We start from the raw sequence: 16,871 nt of genomic DNA on the forward strand, positions 1-16,871 counted from the left end.
CGACGGTTGTCTCACCAGAGTTGTTCTTGTTGGGCAGGTGGCGTCGGGGCGTCCGCGAGGGGCCGGCGGCGGTACTCGAGAAGGTGCCGAGGGGCACGGTGCGGTGAGAGTCCGGAGCGATTGGTCTGTGCGCGGGATTCGCCTGTTGCCGCTCGAAGCGGGAGCCGTCCGGGGGACGCCGAGGCCGTTCCCTCGCCGTTCGTTGCGCGCCGGGGTCGTTGTCCCAGCCCAGTAGCCGGCCCGGGCGGCGGCGACGTCGGCGGGGCGCCGGGGGTCGCTGCTCGCGCCGTTGTCGGTGAAGTCCTCCTTGTGCGGCTCGTAGCCTTGGGTCAGGCCGTTCCGCCGGCGCCGCCTATGTAGGCGACGGTGACTTCGTCGAGGGTGATCGCGAGGGGCTCGCTGACGGCCGGTCGCGGACGGCGTGGGGGTTCCGCTGCAGTTCCTCGATCCTGACGGTGAGCATCGTCCTTCTCGTTCTGGCCGGGCCGCTCCTTGGGCTCGGGCCCGGTCGCCGACCGCCCGCGGCTCCCGGATGGGCAGCGGCGGTCGCGCCTTCCCTATCGGTGTCCGGGGTCGGAGCGGGCTACCGGGCGACCCGTCCGGGAACGGGGGCGTCTCGGTGCCGGGGTGCGCGTCCGCGGGGCCGGGGTGTCAGGGGGCGACGGTCGGGGTCCACGTGACGGGTTCGTGGATGCCTTCGCGGGCGAGTCGGGCGGCGGCGGTCTCGTGGAGGGCGGGGGCCGCGTCGGGGAGCCGGGCGCGGGTGAAGGTGCGGTAACCGTTGACAAAGCCCTTGCTGTAGTCGGGGTTTCCGGTCCGGCCGATCGGGTCGCTGCCGGTGAGGATCTCGTGGAGCGCCATCGCGGTGTAGGCGTCTCGGGGGGAACCGGCGGGCGGGAGGTCCCATCCGGTGGTTGTGACGACGTTGTCCCACTCGTCGTCGGTGAGGGGGTCGACGTCCGGGAAGCGGCGGCGGCGCCGGTCGTAGTCGATGGGGGGCGGCGCGTCGCTCAGGGTCTGCCTGACGGACGTGACGAACCGTTCGGCGAAGTCGAGGAGTCCGCGGTCGCGGATGCAGGCCCAGGCATAACTGACGGAGCGGGGCTCGTCGACGCCGAGGTCGAGCTGGGCGCGTTGCCAGTTGCGGCCGTCGCTGGTGAGGACGGCGGCGCTGAGGGCGAGGGCGAGGAGCTGGGGCTGGCAGACGGAGCGGAGGAGGTGGGGTGTCGCGTCGTGCCAGAAGAGCTGCGGCACGTTCGCGGTGGTGACGGTGGCGGCGTCGTCGCGGGCGCGGACGCGTTCGAGGGACCCGCGTAGCGGGCGGGCCGCGAGGACGAGGATGTCGCCGAGCAGCGGGGTCGACGCGCCGATCTGGTTGCGCAGGACGCTGGGGGTGATCGGCTTGCCCTGGTCGCGGCGGCGGCGGACGTAGAGCTCGAGCCCGGTCGCGGCGTCGCCGCGGCTGGGCGCGTCGAGGGCGGGCGCTGCGACGGCGAGGGCCGCGGCGGTCAGCGCTGCGGTCGGTGGGGCGGTGAAGGTGCGGGTTCGCGGGAGGCGGGCTGCGGCGAGGGCGGTGACCGCTTCGAGGAGTTCGGGGTGGTCGGGCGGGACGTCGGCGGGTTCGATGCTGCCGAGGACGAACCCGGCGAGGGTCTTGAGGTCGGTGAACGCGTCGGCGGTGGGGACCGTCTCCCCGGCGACTGGGTGGGCGCCGCCGGCCAGCCACGTGTCGATGACGCGCTGGGCATGCAGGACCGGGGAGGCGTCCGGGAGCTCGGGCGCGGGGGTGCCGGCGAGCGGGAAGCCGCAGGCGTCGGCGGCGCGGCCCCGGTTCCGTCCGTCCGTCGACGGGGAGCCGCACTCCCCCGGCTCGGGGACGAGCCAGTTGCGGGAGTCGCGGTAGCGCGGGACCTTTCCGCAGTGGGGGCAGGCGTCGGCGAGGAGGAGGCGGTGCTCGGGGCAGGCGACGGCCCAGGCGAGCTGCCAGGAGAGCTTCCAGCGGCCCCCGGTCTCGTCGAGGCAGGCGGGGCAGAACCGGGAGCCGCGCCCGCGGGTCCACAGGTTCTTGCGGTCGGGGAGCAGGGTGGTCGGGTCGATGCGGAGCGCGACGCCGTCCCACCGGTTGAGGGCGAGGGCGGTGACGGCGTCGCGGTCGAGCCCGGCGGTGGCGGCGAGGGCGTCGGTCTCGGCATCGTCGAGGACGGTGCGGTGGGCGCGGTAGGCGGTGAGGCGGGACAGGCCGAGGGCGCGGAGGAGGTCGCCGGTGGGGGTGTGGAGGTCGTGGGCGTAGGCGTCGACCCAGGAGTCGAGGGCCTCGCCGGGCAGGGGCGCGAGGCGGACGGCGATGGCTGCGTGCGTCACGAGCTGGTGCGGTCCTTCCGGGTGTGCTCGGCGGCGTAGTCCAGGCGGACCCGCTCGAGGATGTCGCGGTTGAGGGCTTCCTCGCGGGTCGTGACGGCGAGGTGGCAGCCGCGGTGGATGAGGGTCATGAGGCTTCCGATGACTCCGGCGCTGCGTGCCCACAGGTACTCGGGGAGGTCGCGGTGGAGCATCCCGGGCCACGCGGAGCCGAGGACGAGGTTCTGCTCGATGCCGGAGAGCAGGCGCCGCCACTCACGTGACCAGTCCGAGTCGGACTGGTGCCACGGCTCCATCGGCACGAGGGTCCAGCGGCGGCGGGTCTGGGCGCCGGCGGGGGTGTCGCCGCCGAGGAGGGCGCTGGAGCGGTCGAGGTCGATGCCGGCGTACACGAACGTGCACGGCAGGGTCTCGGCGAGGTGCTTGAGGTGGTTGTTGACGGCCTGGCCGGCGGCGTGGGTCGGCTGGACGAAGTGGACGTCGTCGAGGATGACGACCTCGGTCTCGCAGCGGGCGATGGCGTCCTGGGCGCGGCGGGCGAGGACGGGGGCGGTCTGCCTGTTGGTGCCGGGAAGCCCGTAGAACATGCAGAGCATCTCGTTGAGGGTGCGGGGGTGCGTCTGTCCGGTGAGCCGGATGTAGCAGACGGGGACGCGCTCGTCGCCGGTGGCGGTCCGGTCGCCGAGTTCGGCGACGCGGCGGCGGTGGAGGTCCTGGCCGTAGCTGACGACGGCGGTGGTCTTTCCGAGGTTGGCCTGCCCGCTGACCGCGACGGCCGGCCTGATCCTCTGCCTGACCTCGCTGTTGGACTCGACGACGAGGTCGAGGTCCTCGAGGACCCGCCGCAGGGACGGGGTCTTGAACGGGCCGAGGTTCTGGTGCCAGGCGCGCCGCTCCCGGTTGTAGCGGGCCAGGTCGAGCTGGGACACGGCGGCGAGGTCGGCGGTGGGGATGGTGGTGGGCTTCGGGGGCTTCTGCTCGTTGACGGCGGCGAGCCATCCGGTGCGACTGTTGAGCGGCTCCTCCATCGTCTCCGGCGCCGGCGGGGCGGCGCGTCGGGCGGTGCTCCTGCGTGCGGTCACAGCATCTCCATGGGCTCGATGTCGTCGTCCTGGTCGGGGGCGGGGCCGCGGCGCTCCTCGTCGGGGAGGTCGAGGTCGGCCAGGGGCGCGCCCGTCGCGGGGGGCGCGTCTGCCGCGCCCCGGGGAACCGCGGCAGCGGGGGTCGGGTCGAGCGCGATGGCGCTGTAGACGTACTCCTCCGGGGTCTGGTCCCCGGAGACGGGAGCCGCTACGACGGCGGCCGCCTTGAGGTCGCCGCGGGCCGCTGCGGAGCGGATGGCGGCAATGCGCTGCGGGCGGGTCGCGACGATGCCGGACGTCCAGTCGTCGATGAGACGGAGCAGGACGGGCTCGACGTCGCGCCGTTCCTCACGGGCGAGCGCCTTCGCGATGGCGACGACCTCCTCCCCGAACGGGGCGGGGACCTCGGGGGCGTGGACCCAGCGGAGGCGGTGCCACGTGTTGTCGGCCGGGTCCTGGAAGTAGGCGTGCCGGACGTCGTCGGGGTCGCGGCGCACCGGCCACCGGCCCTCCCGCGCGGGGTAGGGGCTGGCCTGGTCGCGGTAGGGGGTGAGGGCGGGGCCGTTGTAGCGCAGGCCGTCGAACTCGATGCCGTAGTGCTTGATGTGGACCCATCGGGTCGGCAGGAAGTTGAAGATGTGGGTGCGACTGGCGGGCAGCCGGAGGAGCCCGGCCCTGGCGATGCCGACGTTGAGCATGTCGCGGGGGCTGACGGGCACGCCGGGCCGCTCCGGCAGCGCGAGCCCGTCGTGGGGCCTGGCGTGGTAGCAGTCGCGGATCCACTCGCGCAGGATCGCCTCGAGCTCGTCGAGGTAGTAGAACGCCTTGCTCTCGATGTCCACGCCTCGGGCGAGGGGGTCAGAGCCCTTGAACCCGGGCAGGTTCTGCAGGACCTCGTGCACGGTGCGGAAGAACCGCTCGACCCTGGCCTTGTCCGTCGGGGTGCGGGGGCGGGCGGGCTGCACGGTGGCGCCGATGGCGGCGCACGCGGACAGGAACAGGTCGGACAGGTAGACCTTGCCGTGGTCGATGACCACGTTCTCCGGGGCGACGGAGGGGAGTTCTCCGCCCATCTCGCGGAGCCGCTGGTTCACGCCGCGGCGCTCCTCGTTGTGAGTGAGCGGGCGGCCGGTCTCCATCTGGTCGGCGTCGACGACGACGAAGCTCGGGACGCCCGCGTACTCCCCCTCGTTGGGGACGACCACCTCGTAGAGGACGAGGGACGCGTCGACCGCGCGGGTGGACCAGGGGGACAGCTTCAGCCCGAGGATGCACGCGGAGAACAGGTCGATCGCGACGGTGCACTCGCAGCGGACCCACTTGTGCGTCACCGGGTCCACGGCGAACACGTCGAGGACCGTGCTGTCGAGGAGCACGTACTCGCCGGGGCGGGTCGCGCGCAGCTTCCCGTAGGCGCCCTGCGGGGAGTTCGCTACCGAGCGCCGACGCTTCGCCGTGGTGAAGGAGGCGCGGCCCTGGGACAGCGCGGTCAGCGCCCGGTGCGCGGTGGCGCGCGACGGGAGCGGCACGACGCACCGGCCGTCGCCGTCGACGCCGTACTTCCGGCAGAGCACGACTTCGATCCGGCGGATCACTGTGTCCTTCCACCGGGTCGACTCCTCCTCGAGGTCGTCCAGCTCGGCGCGCGCGGCGTCCAGCCACCGGTGGTCCAGGCGGGCGAGGGGTCCGCTGCGGGCCCCGAACCGGCGGTCGGCGAGGCCCGCGGGCCCGCCTTCCAGGTAGGCGCCGACCCACCGCTTGATCGTCTTGGTGCTGACGCCGAGCTCGCGGGCCTTCTCCGCCATGCGGTCCCGGCGCGGGCGTGCTGGTAAGTACGCGTCCCGCGGTTCCCCGGGCGCGGGGACCTCCGCGCTCCCGGACCCGTACCCGGTCAGGACCTCGCGGACGTGCCGGGAGCGTTCGCGGACCTGCTCCAGCGCCTCGGGAGGCAGCGCGGCCAAAACGGTCCCGAGAGCCTCGCCGCCGGTGTCGTCTGACCCGGAGCCGGGCCGGTGGCCCTGGTCGTCCGCGGCTGCGCTGGGCGCGTCGACGAGGAGGTCGCCGGTGAGCCGGGTGACGGCGACCTGCCGGACAGTGCCGTGTCCGTCGTCGAGGATCACCGACGCCCCGTCGATCCCTTGCACGGCCCAGCGCGCGCCGTCCCAGTCGACACGCCCGCCCATGCGGAGGACGAGCCCTGCCCCGGCGCTCACCGCGGCCACATCTCGGTGTCGCCGCACAGGACCTTCGTCAGGTCGCAGGCGCGCTCCCCATTCCAGAGCAGGTGCAGCAGCGCGGGCCGCAGGAGCGGCACGTCCCCGGGGGCGGCGGCGGCGAGGGCGAGGCGGAACGTCGTCGGCGCCCCGGTCGCGCCCCGGGCGACGGCGAGGGACGCCGGGTCGATCCGGTCGGCCCAGCGGTACCCGGAGAGGAACCGGACGTTCGACACGACCAACGGGTCGGCGCCGGTCCACACCTCGTGGTCCCAGCCGCGGGCGCGGAGCGCGGCGCCGACCTGCCGTGCGCGCTCCCGCAGCCGCGGCCGGGTCAGGGCGTCGCGGCGGACGACGTCCACGACCGTCGCGCCCCCGCCGCGGCGGACGAGGAGGATGTCCGGGGTTGCGGCGCGCCCCCCGTCGGGGCGGAGGAAGACGAAAGGCTGGGTGAGCATCGCGGTCACGTCGGGGTCGTGCTCCCCGAGCAGCAGCCGGCTGAGCTCGAGCTGCGACTCGAACGGCAGGTGCCGGCCGTCCTTCTCGCTCCAGTAGTCGCCCGGGATGTTGGGCGCCCCCTTCCGACCGACGATCCGCCGCACCGGATTCCCGGCGGCGATCTCGGCCGCGGTCACGTCCTCGAGTCGCACGTGCCGCGACGCCCCGTCGCGTCCGCGGAGGAGCACCAACGGCAGGTACGCCGGCCCGGTCACGGCTCCTCCCCCCGGACGACCGCGCGGCCGCCGGCGACCGGCGGCTCACGGAACGCCACCGGACCGGGGGCGGCGCCCGCGGGAAGGTCGAGGATCAGCCCGTAGGCGTCCTCGAGCTCGTCCTCGACCTCGTCGAGGACGTTCCGGGGGACGCCGCGGGCGGCGAGCGGGGCGAGGGACCGGGCGCGCACGGCGTTGAGGCACACCGTGTACGGCTCGCCGGTGATCTCCTGGACGAGCCGGGCGGCTCGCTTCTCGGTGCTGTTGTGCCTGGGCATCGTGATCTCCCTGAGGGGTCGGCGGGGTTGGGTCGCCGCGGTTGCGGCCGCGAGGTCGTGGCTGCCGGGTCGTGGACGCCGGGTCGTGGACGGGCGTGAGCGGGGCAGGCAGACGCGCCCCTGCTGGCCGCTGCCGGCAGGGGCCAGCGGTTACGGCCGGAGGGACGTCGGCGGGCGCCGTCCCGCGGGAACGGGCCCGCGGGACGGCGGCGGTCAGAGCGCCGGGTGAGTCAGGAGGGGGTCCACGGCGGCTGCGTGGCCCCGGCCCCGCACGGGCGCCCGGTCCCCGGGGGACGCCGCGGCCACAGCCCGGGCCGGGGTCTCACGCCGCGGACGGTCACCCGGGAGCGGGAGCGTCGGGGTGACGACGGGGCGGGGCGGCATGACGGCGGGCGCCGCGGCGGGCGACGGGGCGGGAAGGGCGAGCGACGTGCGCTCGGCTGTCCCGGACGGCGGGATGGGCGCGCGCTTGCGCGCCACCGCGAGAGGTGTCACGATGGTTCCTGGTCTCCTGGTCGCTGATCTCGGCAGTGAGGCCCGGCTAGTCGGCTCCACCCGACTTCGCCAAGCGCATGGCGTCGAACCCGTCGCGGTCGACGCCATGACGCCGTCCGGACCTGTTCCCCGTCGGAAGCCGCTGGCTGCTCGCCTCGGGACGGGTTGCCAGGTGCCACGCTAGATCACCAGCCCCTATCATGCGCCGTTCCATGCCGTCAACCATGGAATTCGTGAGCGCTAATCGTGGCCCGCCCCGCCGTGCAGTCGAGGCCCCCTTGTCAGGCTCCTGCAGTCAAAGTCATCCGCCGAGGCAGCCTTGCCACCGCCCCGTGCCGCGAATATCGTTCGAATTGTGACCGCCGACGCCCTAGACCTGCGCGCGGTGGTCGACGACCTGGGACCCATTCCGTGCGCCAACCCCACGTGCCGCACTCCGCTGCGTCCGGTCGAGCCGGGCACGAGAGGCCGCCGCTCCCCCTACTGCTCCGACGGACGCTGCAAGGGCGAGGTCCACCGGCAGCGACAGAGGCTGCGGAAGGTGCACGCCCTCCTCCTCGCCGAGCATCCCGACTCGTCCGAGCTGTCCCAGCACCGCGCGATGGTCAACCACGTGGAACGGCTCATGACCGCCTACGGACTCGAGCCCGACGCACGTGATCCCCGCCCCGGCCGGCGACGCCCCGACGAGGGATCAGTGACCGGCGGCGTCGGGCGAGCGGTCGCCGACGCGCCTGCACCGCGGCCGGAGCCGATCACGACCTTCGTGTCCAACCCCGCGATCTGGCTGGACGGCTGCACCCAGAGAGAGTTCGACGAACACCAGCGCCGCCTCGGCAAACACCTTCAAGCCGCCATCACGAACCTGCGGACGCTCACCGGAGGCAAGTCACTCGCCACGGTCCAGGCGACCCTGGGAAGCGTGTACGACAACGTCGCCGGCGCACAGTCCCACTTCCGTTCGCTCGACCTCGCCGTCATCCGAGGCGACCCGACCGACGCCGACGCCGCAGAACGCTCCACCGGCGAGCACCGGGAGCCGACCGGACAGGCGCCCACGTTCTAGCGTCCTCCTCGCCGCCGAAGGCGCCCTGGCCGCGTCCGGAGCGCTGGCCGCGCTACCTGCCGGTGGCCGCGTCGCCGGCGATGTCGGTGAGGGCGTCCTCGAACTCGAAGGACTCGTCTTGCGCGCCGCTTCGGGCGTGGGCGGCCTCGTGCAGGAGCGTGCGGGCGAACGCCACCGGGTCGGCGAGCTGGTCGCGGCGCACGACGATCGCCTGTTCCTCGCCTAGCCACTGCCCGCGGACGTTGTCCCCGCGGGCCCCAGGCGCATCGTTCTCAAGACGCGGACGGCCTTGACCCGCCCGCCGAGCCGTGTCCCCGCGAGGCGGAGCAGGGACCGGGCAAGGGCGAGGACGGCCTGCTCCTGCTCCGTGAGGTCCGCAGCGGCGACGAAGTCGTAGGCGAAGCTGTCGTTGTACCGCGCCTCGAAGCGGCTCAACGTGGTCACCGGCTGATCACCAGTCGTCGGCCTGCCAAGCATGCGTGCCACGCCGGGAGGGACGATCACGAGCCGGTACCCGTCGTCCCTGGCCCGGCCGATCGAGGCACGGGCCTCGTCGAGTTCGGCGACGGTGACGAACAGGACCCGCTCGTGCCGGTCGAGGACCCTGCACGCGTGCACGGCCACCCTGATCCAGCCCAGCTCGTCTCGGAACCCCTCCGTGCCGAACTCCTGCAGACGACGCCCGGGCAAACCAGCTCTGGGGCTTCGTCGACGTGGGCGCCCGGGGCGAGCTCAGCGGCGTCATCCACCTCACCCCCGACTTTGGGCGCTGCGCCTGCCCGCCGTGCGTCAGCCGCACGACCCGGAGGAGTCCGCGCTAGGGCCTCGCCTTCGCCCTGCGGAGGCGTCCCCGGGGCCGGCCGTCGTCATCCCCGCTGCGGCGACGGCCGCCGCCGCGGCTCTCCCGCTCGCTGCGCGCCCTCGGAGGGTCGAGGAGGCTCTCAGCCGAGCTGCTCCTGGCCGGTTGGCTGCGTCCGCCGCGCCCGCGCTAGCGGGGATCCTTGCAGCGTCGCTCACCGGGAGCACGCCGGCCTCGGTCAGGTCCCTCTGCGTCAGTCGGGGGGACTCGAGGACCAGGTCGAGGAGGACCTGCTGGTCGGTCTCTAGGTCGGTGAGCAGGACGAGCACGTCGAGCAGGTCCGTCGTGTACGCCGAGGGCCAGGAGGTCGGCCGGATGTCGTCGAGCGGCGACCGGGGTCCGCGGGTCTGGGGTCGCGTTGCCCGGCGGTACCCGAACCACTTGCGCAGGACGTTCGTGCCGGACACCTGGTACTGGACGACCGCGGGGGGCACGGGCGCGATCCTGCTCTCGCCGACGAGCAGGGATGCCCGTGTGTGCGCGTCGTAGACGAGGGTGTCGGGCATCGTGCTCCGTCCACGCGCATCTTCGAGGAAGTCCAGCAGCCCCATCGCCATCGCCGTCTTCGCCCTCACCGCGTCCACGGACACCGGGACGCCCGCCCGGATCAGGTACCGCGCAGTCTCGACGACGACGGCTGGGAGGCATGCCCGACCGACTGGACCGCTCCGTTCCTGCGCCTGCTCGCTCGCGGGCGAACGGGGGTAGCCGGGACCGGCGGTCCCCGTACTGCCCCGACGGCCGCTGCCAGGGCGAGGTCCACCGCAAGCGTCGAGAGCTTCGCCGCGTGCACGACCTCCTCTTGGCCGAGCGGCCCACCCGCCCGCGCGATACCCGGGAACACCGGGCCATGGTCAGCCAGTTCGCCCGCCTCCTGGCCCCGTAAGGGATCGAGCCCGACAACGCCGCCCGCCCGAGTCCGAGGACGAGCCCTACACCGCCCACCCCGAGATTCCAGCGGCACCGACCCGCGCAGCACGTGCGGAGACCCCTCAGTCGCGCGAGCCGACGCTCCCCGACGTTCGTGTCCAGCCCCGCCGTCTGGCTCGACCGCTGCATCCCCTATCAGTTCTCGAGCACCAGCGGAACCTGGGCACGCACCTCGAAGACGCCCTCCGCGACCTCCGCAGGCTGAGTGACAGCCATGGCCGCATGGCAATTCGGGCGGCCATAGCGAGCGCCCAAGACAACCTGGGGAAGGCGTGCGGCCACTCGCGCGCCCTGGACCGCGCTGTCATACGCAACGAGCCGACGGACGCGCAGGCAGCCGGAAGGGCCGCCGCGGACTACGTGGAGCCCTCGCCCGACGAGGCGGCACGCTAGGGACACCTCGCGCATCTGCTGCCCAGGAGCGGGCGCCCGGGACGGGCGGCAGCGAGCGACGCGCACGGACAGCGAGTCCTGCGGGAAGCGGCACGGCGCCCCACTCGCCGTACCCCCGACGACCGCGACCCGCGCCCCACCCGGCGGGGTGAGCGAGCAGATGCACACGCCCTCGGCTGCGGGGTGCTCGTGGAGGGCGAGCCGGGCTAGGGGCGCGGGCGACCAGTGCGAGCACACCGCGCCACCAGCTCGGACACGGCGACGAGGGCGTGCCCCTCGGGCTCCCCGAACTTGGGCCGGCAGCACAGCCCATGCATCCAAAGCCGGTGCACCCCCGACGCCGGGCGGCCAACGGCCGTGTGGGACAGGAGGGCGAGCGACGCACCGGCACGGGGACCCGGAACACCTACGCGCCGCCCTCGGGCTCGCCCTCGCCTCCCGGGCTAGTAGGAGGAGTACACGGTGACGTCGTCGATGCTCCACCACTGCGGCGCCGAGCCCGTCTGCGCGATGCGGATGAACCTCGCGGTCGACGGCGCGGTCGCGATCGGGCGCTTCCACCCGTACCCGGCCCCGGTCGCGACCCGGGTCCACGTCACGCCGTTGGTCGACACCTCGATGTCGAAACCCCGGGGGTAGTCGTCGACTGACGCTGTCGGGGTCTGGACAGTGATCATGGCCACCGACTGAGCGGCACCCATGTCGATCTCGTACCACTCGTCGCCGGTCATGTTCCGGCCGCTGTACCAGCCGGCCCCGTTGGTTCCATCGATCCCCCACGCGGGGGAGCTGTTCGTCGCGGTCGAGGACGCCGTTGCAGTCCACCCGTCGTGGCTGACGACCTTCGGAGCGTATGCCGACCGCCCGCCGGAGAACTGCTTGATGACCCCGACGAGTCCCGTATTCTCATGGAACCTCGACGTGTCGAACTGCCTCAGCTTCGCCGTGAAGGTCGCCTGGTCGTCGCTGTTCACGATCGGCACGGGCTGCGGGTCGTCGTAGTACTGGCCCCAGTAGGCGAACCCGTCGTCGGCGGCACCCTTCACCTTGTAGGCCCAGTTCGACCAGGACACGCTGGCGGCGTTGAGGCCGGCCATGAAGCGCGCCCACTCGTCGTCGTTGTAGTAGAGGGAGAACTCTCCGACGAGCAGGGGGGCGCCGAAAGCGGCGAAACGGTCGGGGATCGCGGCGAGCTCGTTGGTGACGAGGTTGTCCTGCGCTGTCCAGTCCTTCGGGCCGGACATGTCGTACGGGTGGAACTCGTACATGACGTTCGTCCAGCCGTACGTCGCGGGCTTGGCGACCGAGTCCGCGCCGAGGAACGCGGGCATGACGACGACGTGGTCGGGGTCGACCGCGCGGACGGTCTTGTAGAGCCGGTTGAAGTAGTCGTTCTTCTGCTGGATGTCGGCGGCGTCCTCGGCCGGGTCGACGAGGGGCTCGTTGATGAGGTCGTAGCCGGCGACCCCGGGGTTGCCGGCGTAGCGGCTCGCCATTGCCTTCCAGATGTCGTCGACCTGGTCCTGGTAGCGGGGCGTGCCCCAGAAGCTGTTCGGGCTCGGGCCCACGCGTCCGCAGCTCGCCCATGAGCATCCGCCGCCGGGGACGGTGTGCAGGTCGAGGAGGACGTAGATGCCGCGCGACGAGGCCTCTCGGACGACCCAGTCGAGCCTATCCCAGGGGCTGGCCTTCCAGGTCCCGTCGAGGTTCAGGAACGTGTTCCAGCCGATCGGGACCCTGATGTAGTTCAGCCCCGCTGCCTTGATGCTGTCCAGGTCGGAGGTCTGCAGCCAGGTGTCCCGGTGCGCGTCGATGACGGCCTGTGCGCCGGTGACCCCGAACCGCTGGGTGAGGGTGGTGTTGAGGTTGTAGTCGTCGTTGTAGAGGCCTGCGGTGAGCTCGCCGATGGACCACCATTGCAGGGCGCTGCCGGTCTGGGTCAGCCGGAGGTAGCGTGCCGCCTGCGCGGGGAAGCTGATGTTGGTCGCCTTGAAGGTCCCGGCGCCGGTGGCCGCGGTCGTCCAGGTGGTGCCGTCCCTGGACAGCTCGAGGGTGAAGCCGCGAGCCCAGTCACCTTCCGAGGTCGTGTTCTTGGCCGTGTCGATCGCGACGTCGTTGAGTGTGGTGAGAGCGCCCATATCGACCTGGAACTTCTGGCCGGCGGTCTGCGCGGTCCCGGTGGTCCAGCGGGTGTTGACGTCCCCGTCGAGGGCGTTGACCGGTGCGTCGCCGCCGGTCGCCGTAGCGACCCAGCCGCTGCGATCGAGGGTGGTGCCGGTGGAGACGGCGATCTCAGCGATCGACCACCACTGGTCGGCGGTGCCGGTGGAGGTGATGCGCAGGTACCGGGGGTACTTGAAGCCTTGGAAGTCCGCCTGGATCACCCGGTTGTGCCCGTAACCGCTGGCGGCCTGGACGAAGGTGCTGCCGTCCTCGGAGGTCGCGACCTGCCAGGACCTCGGGTAGTCGTTGGCGGTGTCGGCTCCGGAGTCGAACAGGACCTTGTCCGCTGCGACGACGCGACCCAGGTCGACGGTGATGCTCTGCCCGGGGACCTGCGGCGTACCTGTCTGCCAGACGGTGGAGGGGTTGCCGTCGACTGCCATCGACGGCGAGGTGTTCACCGAGCTAGAGGAGGCGGTGGCCGTCTGGCTTCCCGGGTGAAGGGTGGGGTCGTCGAAGAGGTTGAGCTCGCTCACGGACCAGGGCACCGCTGCGTCGCCCGTCTGCGTGACGCGCAGGTACCGGGCTGCCTGCAGCGCGAACCGGACAGTGGTGACGCCTTCGGCCCCGGGTTGGTTGGCAACGCTGGTCCACGCGGAGCCGTCCTTCGACGTCTCGACGTCGAGGTTGCGCGCGTACTGCCCGGGACTCGCGCTGTCGTCCACGGAGAGCCGGTCGAAGAACGTCGTCGCCCCGAGGTCGATGCGCAGCCACTCCCCGCCGCTCTGGCTGGCACCGGTGGACCAGACCGTGCTGCGGGAACCGTCCAGGACGTTCTCGGCGGGGCCGCTGGACGCGGTCGCGGACCAGCCCGTCCGGTCAAGCGCGAACTCGCCCAGGGGGGACATCCAGTCCTCCTGGGTCAGCCAGCCTCCTACGTTGGTGCCGCGCAGGTTGATGGTCTTGCCGGTGCCGGCGTTCGTCTTGAGGACGTGACCACTCGCCTTGAGGAAGTCCACGGACCCGAGTCCGGAGGCGTGTGCGGCCGGCGCGTGAGACAGCACGGAGAGCAGCAGGCTCGCTATCGCGACCGCAACAGGTAGTGGGCGGCGCTTGTTCATCGTCTTGATCCTCCTTGACCAATGTCTCGGCACCGTTGCCGTGGATGCGTTTCTCCCCGCGCGGCGGGAGGGGACGGCGCGACCGCGCCGTCCCCTCCCGCTTCGGTCAGCTCACCTTGATCCGCGTGTCCGCGGCGCCAGGCTGGAGCGTTTGGCTACCGCTGTACTGGACGGTGATCCTGTTCGTCCCTCGTGGCAGCCGCCCGATGGAGACCACGGCGGTGCCTCCCAGGAGGGTGCCGGGGTAGGTGCGCCCGTCGGCGACCACCGAGACGGTCCCCTCCGCCGTCGCGGCGGACGCGGCGGCCGTCACCTGGACCGACACGCTGAAGCGGGTCGACGTGTCGCCGGTCGCCGGGTTGGCCTTCACCGCGACCGTCGAGCCGTAGCGGACGAGGACGGGAGCGCTGGTCGCCGTGCCGGTCGGCCCGGCGTGCGGCGTGGCCGTGACGCGGACACTGATGCTCTTACCCGCGTCGATGGCGCCGACTCGGTATGAGTGCTTGTCCTCGCCGGGGATTGCCTGCCCGTCCCGGAGCCACTGGTAGGCGAAGCGGAGCTGCGGCTGGGTCCACTGGCCGGGGGTCGCCGAGAGCGTCTGGCCGATCTCGCCGGGACCGGTGATGGTGGGCGGGACCGTGGCGGTCGGCGCGTCCACGCCGACCGTTCCGGTGAGGCGCAGGTCGCGCGACGAGGAGCCGACCGCGACGACGTAGTCGCCCGGGACCGTCTTCCAGCCGTTGCTGCTCGTGTCCCAGATCGAGTACGGGTGGTTGGGGGCGGCCGCGTCGACGACGACGCTGACGGTGCGTCGCTCGCCGGGGGCGAGGTCGATGCGGTCGAACCCGACGAGCCTCTTCCCGGGCTCCGCGGCCGCGGTCGGGAAGGTGAGGTAGATCTGGGGAACCTCGGACCCGGCGATCTTGCTCGTGTTCTTCACGTTGAAGCTGACGGTGGTGCGCGGCGCGCCGGATGCCGGGTCGTAGGTGGTGTTCAGCTTGAGGCCCGAGTAGTTGAACGTGCTGTAGGAGAGGCCGCGGCCGAACTCGAACTGGGGGGTGATGTTCTGCTGGTCGTACCACTTGTAGCCGAGCTGGAGGCCCTCGGTGTAGTTCACCTGCCGGATCTCCTTGGACCCGGCCGGGCGGGTGGTGGAGCCGTCGGAGAAGACGCCGGGGTACTGCGCGTTGGGCGCCGTGCCCGTGGGGAGATCGGCCTCGGCCTTGGGGAAGGTGATGGGCAGCTTGCCGGAGGGGTTGACGTCGCCGAACAGGAGCGCCGCGATGGCGTCGCCACCGGCCTCTCCGGGCCACCATGCCTCGAGGATCGAGGGGACGCTGTCGGCCCACGGCGTGAGGACGGCGCTGCCGGTCTCGAGCACGACGGTGGTGTGCGGGTTGGCGGCGGAGACGGCCTTGATCAGCTCGTCGCCGTGGTCGAACAGGTTGATGGTGTCGAGGTCGAACGACTCGCCGGTGCGGTTGTAGCCGAACGCGATGACGACGTCCGCCGCTGCGGCGACCTTAGCGGCGGAGGCGATGTCGCTGCCGTCGTTGAACACGACGGTGTTCCCGTCCTTGGCGGCGCGGGCCTTGATGGCGTCCAGGGGGGCGCTCGGGTTCGGGCAGTCGACGGCGAGGGGCGCCACGGACAGGCCGAACAGGGGCGAGGAGCAGACGGACTCGGCGCTGATCCCGTTGGTGGGGGTGTTCGACGCGGTGGCGCCGATAACGGCGATGGTCTTGCCGTGGACGGTCAGCGGAAGGTTGCGGCCGTCGTTCTTGAGGAGGACGGCGCCCTTGTCCTCCATCTCTCGGGCGACGGCGTGCGCGGCCGGAGTGCGCTGGTCGTCGAAGCGCCCCGTCGCCGGGAGGGCGTGGTCCATGAGGCCGTGGGCGAACTTGGCGAGGACCACGCGGTAGGCCGCCTGGCGGATCTGGGTGGCGGTGATCTCGCCGGCGTCGAGGGCCGCGTGCAGCCTCGGCGGGGTGAAGTAGAGCGGGAGGCCGAGCTCCTGGGACAGGCCGGAGTTCAGCGCGGTCGCCGTGGAGTGCTGCGCGGTGTTGTCGGTCACGACGTAGCCGTCGAACCCGAGGTCGTCGCGCAGGTACTTGGTGAGCAGGTCGGGGTTCTCGCAGGAGTAGATGCCGTTGAACTGGTTGAACCCGCACATGACTCCTGCGGGCTTGCTCTCCTTCATGGTGATCTCGTACGGCAGGCCGTACAGCTCGTGCATGGTGCGGGCGTCCATGTTGGAGGAGCTGGACGCGCGGTCGAGCTCCTGCGAGTTGCCCAGGAAATGCTTGAGGACCGCGGAGACCGGCTGGTTCGGGTTGTCCTCGAGCGCGTTCACCCACGTCGCGGAGATGGTCCCGGCGAGGAAGGGGTCCTCGCCGAGGTACTCGGCGTTGCGGCCGTTCCACGGGTGACGGACCAGGTCCAGGCCGGGGGCGAAGAGGTTGTCGTACTGCTTGCGCCAGGCCTCGTCGGCCATGGCCTCACCCTTGGCCTTGGTGACGGCCAGGTCCCAGCTCGCGGCCTGCGCCACGGGAACGGGGAAGGCGGTCGTCCCTCCGACGTAGGCGATGCCCCAGGGGCCGTCGGTGTCGGCGGTGAACGCGACGCAGGGGACCTGGGCGGCGAAGGTGACCGGCGGGCCGGGGGGCTGGCCAAGGCCGCCCTGCGTGGGGGTCGTCGTGATCGACGGGTCGCCGGCGGTCACCTCGTTGAGCCAGCGCATCTGCTGGTCCAGCGTCGAGGCGTCGAGCAGGAGGTTCGTTCGCTGCTCGGGGGTCTTGCTCGTGTCCATCCACGGGCAGTCGGCCGGCGTGGCGGCGACGGCGGGCGCCGCGCTGACGAGGGCGGGACCCGCGAGCACTGCCAGCCCCGCCAGGGTCGCCACCACCCCCGCCCTCGTTCGGGACCGGTTCTTCATGGTTCCTCCATAGCGGGACGTGGGTGTGGTGGCTTGAGGTACTGCTGAGGGCCGAGGCCAGGCGCTCGTCCGGTGCGTGAGGCCAGCGCCTTTTCAGACGTTGTCGCCGCAACGTAGACCGGTCTATATGGTCTGTCAACCGATCTACACAGATGGCAAGTCCTGGCTTACTGTTTGCATCCAAGGGGCGACGGACGTCGTCCCCGGCTTGACCATCGGCCGACCGGAGGCTTGGCCGACGGCGGCAACGCGCGGACCTCCTGGC

11 protein-coding genes are annotated in these 16,871 nt (G+C 72.2%); 1 reads left to right on the forward strand and 10 read right to left on the reverse strand.

Annotated elements, in window-relative coordinates; all coding sequences use genetic code 11:
• Positions 1-651 precede the first annotated feature (651 nt).
• Genes EV189_RS01790 through EV189_RS01810 form a run of 5 tightly spaced genes read right to left on the reverse strand, consistent with a single transcriptional unit; the run spans position 652 to position 6,644 of the window.
• Positions 652-2,361 carry a TniQ family protein gene (locus tag EV189_RS01790; protein ID WP_165400074.1) on the reverse strand — a complete coding sequence of 570 codons (1,710 nt, stop codon included), beginning with the start codon at positions 2,359-2,361 and terminating at the stop codon, positions 652-654.
• Entirely contained in the window at positions 2,358-3,440 is a 1,083-nt protein-coding gene (locus EV189_RS01795) for an ATP-binding protein (RefSeq protein WP_130491233.1), read from the reverse strand. Before EV189_RS01795 ends, EV189_RS01790 begins: the two co-directional genes overlap by 4 nt.
• The gene (locus tag EV189_RS01800; RefSeq protein WP_130491234.1) at positions 3,437-5,653 is read right to left on the reverse strand and encodes a helix-turn-helix domain-containing protein; all 2,217 of its coding nucleotides are present in this window, start codon (positions 5,651-5,653) and stop codon (positions 3,437-3,439) included. Before EV189_RS01800 ends, EV189_RS01795 begins: the two co-directional genes overlap by 4 nt.
• Positions 5,650-6,366: a TnsA-like heteromeric transposase endonuclease subunit gene (locus tag EV189_RS01805; RefSeq protein ID WP_130491235.1), complete on the reverse strand. Its 717-nt coding sequence runs from the start codon at positions 6,364-6,366 to the stop codon at positions 5,650-5,652. The genes EV189_RS01800 and EV189_RS01805 overlap by 4 nt, the downstream gene beginning before the upstream one ends.
• A complete protein-coding gene (locus EV189_RS01810) occupies positions 6,363-6,644 on the reverse strand; it encodes a hypothetical protein (protein WP_130491236.1) in 282 nt (93 codons plus the stop codon). The genes EV189_RS01805 and EV189_RS01810 overlap by 4 nt, the downstream gene beginning before the upstream one ends.
• An 850-nt stretch (positions 6,645-7,494) precedes the next feature.
• Here EV189_RS01810 and EV189_RS01815 point away from each other — a divergent pair.
• Entirely contained in the window at positions 7,495-8,205 is a 711-nt protein-coding gene (locus EV189_RS01815; protein ID WP_130491237.1) for a hypothetical protein, read from the forward strand.
• A 52-nt stretch (positions 8,206-8,257) separates the two neighbouring features.
• Here the strand turns inward: EV189_RS01815 and EV189_RS19955 are convergent, their stop codons facing one another.
• The 5 genes from EV189_RS19955 to EV189_RS01840 form a co-directional block, all read right to left on the reverse strand.
• A complete protein-coding gene (locus EV189_RS19955; protein WP_165400075.1) occupies positions 8,258-8,407 on the reverse strand; it encodes a hypothetical protein in 150 nt (49 codons plus the stop codon).
• A gap of 20 nt (positions 8,408-8,427) precedes the next feature.
• Positions 8,428-8,829 carry a hypothetical protein gene (locus EV189_RS01825; protein WP_130491239.1) on the reverse strand — a complete coding sequence of 134 codons (402 nt, stop codon included), beginning with the start codon at positions 8,827-8,829 and terminating at the stop codon, positions 8,428-8,430.
• 165 nt (positions 8,830-8,994) lie between these two features.
• Positions 8,995-9,570: a type ISP restriction/modification enzyme gene (locus EV189_RS01830; RefSeq protein ID WP_130491240.1), complete on the reverse strand. Its 576-nt coding sequence runs from the start codon at positions 9,568-9,570 to the stop codon at positions 8,995-8,997.
• Positions 9,571-10,830: 1,260 nt separating this feature from the next.
• Positions 10,831-13,569 (reverse strand): discoidin domain-containing protein, encoded by a 2,739-nt coding sequence (locus EV189_RS01835; protein WP_231115977.1) that lies wholly within the window; start codon positions 13,567-13,569, stop codon positions 10,831-10,833.
• Positions 13,570-13,777: 208 nt separating this feature from the next.
• Positions 13,778-16,576 carry a glycoside hydrolase family 3 C-terminal domain-containing protein gene (locus EV189_RS01840; protein WP_165400076.1) on the reverse strand — a complete coding sequence of 933 codons (2,799 nt, stop codon included), beginning with the start codon at positions 16,574-16,576 and terminating at the stop codon, positions 13,778-13,780.
• Positions 16,577-16,871: the final 295 nt, after the last annotated feature.

The sequence above is a fragment of the Motilibacter rhizosphaerae genome (assembly GCF_004216915.1).
GTDB lineage: Bacteria > Actinomycetota > Actinomycetes > Motilibacterales > Motilibacteraceae > Motilibacter > Motilibacter rhizosphaerae.